1 pseudogene is annotated in these 1,619 nt (G+C 57.5%); it reads left to right on the top strand.

The features are described 5' to 3' along the window. Positions 1 to 1,619: pseudogene (locus ACTHTY_RS11255) on the top strand (hypothetical protein); the annotation flags it as partial.

Here is a 1,619-nt window from a genome sequence, read left to right as displayed (position 1 = left end):
CCAAAGGCATCAACTTCGGCGGTACCACCGGCAGCAACAACTACGCATTGGGCGACACCATCAATGTCAAAGGCGACAGCAACATCATCAGCGAAACCGTAGCCGGTGGTGCACAGCTGAAACTGGCCAAAGACATCACCGTTGACAGCGTCACCGCAGGCGACAGCAAACTGAATTCAGACGGCCTCACCATTACCGGTGGTCCGAGTGTGACCAAGTCAGGCATCAATGCCGCCGGCAACAAGATCACCAATGTTGCCGCCGGTACCGATGACACCGACGCCGTCAACTACAGCCAGCTGAAACAGCAAAGCGCCGCCGCCCGTACCGAAGTTGCCGCCGGCACCAACATCAAAGACGTGGTGAAAACGACCGGCGCCAACGGCCAAGACGTTTACACCGTCAACGCCAAAGGCACCACCGCGAGCGCAGGTTCCGACAAAGTGACCGTCACTGCTTCAGCAGCAGACGCGAACAACGTGACCGACTACAGCATCGACTTGGCTGATGGCACCAAAAACGACATCCAAAAAGGCGTAGACGCCAAAACCACCGTTGATACCAAAGGCCTGACCTTCAACGGCGATAGCGGCAGCACCAACATCGAAAAACTCGGTTCCACCGTGACCGTTGCCGGCGACGACAACATCACCACCGAAGCCCAAGGCGATACAGTGACCGTTAAGCTGAACAAAGACCTGGTGGTAGACAGCGTCAAAGCCGGCGATACCACCGTTAACAACGACGGTGTGAAAGTAGGCGACGATGTCGCATTGACCCAAGACGGCGTTAAAGCGGGCGACGTCAAACTGACCAAAGACGGTTTGAACAACGCCGGTAACAAGATTACCAACGTAGCCGCCGGTACCGACGACACCGACGCCGTCAACTACGGTCAGCTGAAAGAGACCAACGCCAATGTGGCCAAAGGTCTGAACATCGCCGCCGACAACGGTAACGACGACAACGTCCAACTGGGCGAAACCGTTGCCTACCGCAGCAGCGACCGCAACATCGTCACCACCGTGTCCGACAACCAGATTGACTTCAAACTGGCCAAAGACATCACCGTTGACAGCGTCACCGCAGGCGACAGCAAACTGAATTCAGACGGCCTCACCATCAGCGGCGGCCCGAGTGTGACCAAGTCCGGCATCGATGCCGCCGGCAACAAGATCACCAACGTAGCCGCCGGTACCGATGACACCGACGCCGTCAACTACAGCCAGCTGAAACAGCAAAGCGCCGCCGCCCGTACCGAAGTTGCCGCCGGCACCAACATCAAAGACGTGGTGAAAACGACCGGCGCCAACGGCCAAGACGTTTACACCGTCAACGCCAAAGGCACCACCGCGAGCGCAGGTTCCGACAAAGTGACCGTCACTGCTTCAGCAGCAGACGCGAACAACGTGACCGACTACAGCATCGACTTGGCGCAAGACACCAAAGACGACATCCAAAAAGGTGTGGATGCCAAAACCACCGTTGACACCAAAGGCCTGACCTTCAACGGCGACAGCGGCAGCACCAATGTCGAAAAACTCGGCGCTACCGTGACCGTTGCCGGCGACGACAACATCACCACCGAAGCCCGAGACGATAAAGTGACCGTTAAGCTG

The sequence above is a fragment of the Neisseria sp. P0019.S002 genome (genome assembly GCF_051957155.1).
Taxonomy (GTDB): Bacteria; Pseudomonadota; Gammaproteobacteria; order Burkholderiales; family Neisseriaceae; genus Neisseria; species Neisseria perflava.
Note: the sequence above shows the minus strand (reverse complement) of the source record. Positions and strands in the feature narration are given on the sequence as shown.